The sequence below is a fragment of the Janthinobacterium foliorum genome (genome assembly GCF_978021625.1).
Genome location: NZ_CDXDQE010000059.1, coordinates 1 through 432, shown reverse-complemented (window position 1 = coordinate 432; position 432 = coordinate 1). Strand labels below are relative to the sequence as shown.

Here is a 432-nt window from a genome sequence, read left to right as displayed (position 1 = left end):
TATTCACGGAGGCGCCCTGGCCGAACAGCACCCCATTCGGGTTGACGATGAAGACCTTGCCATTGGCCGACAAGTTGCCCAGGATGGTCGTGCCGTCATTGCCCAGCACCCGGTTCAGGGCCACCGCGTTGCTGTTGGGCTGGTTGAAGCGTACCGACTCGCCCTGGCCGATATTAAAATTGGCCCAGTTGATGACGGCGTTCTGGCTGCCCTGGTGGATCACCGTATTGCCCGGCGCGCCGTTGATCGTCGCCTGGCCCGCCACCACCGTGCCGCCCGTCGGCCCCGCCAGGGCCAGGGAGCCGTAGCCGAGCATCAATGCCGCCGCCATGCTGGTCAGGGCAAAGTGCGCCCCGCCCCCGCTGCTGCCCGGCAGCGAACGCTTGCCGGCGGATTTGACGTTTTCGGAAACGGCGGCGTAAGCGCCCGTGG

Annotated in this window: 1 protein-coding gene; it reads right to left on the bottom strand. The window is 66.4% G+C overall.

The genetic code is table 11. From position 1 onward, the window contains the following. The coding region (locus ACZ92H_RS29470; protein WP_465051976.1) for a two-partner secretion domain-containing protein at nucleotides 1-432 on the bottom strand (432 nt) is incomplete at both ends.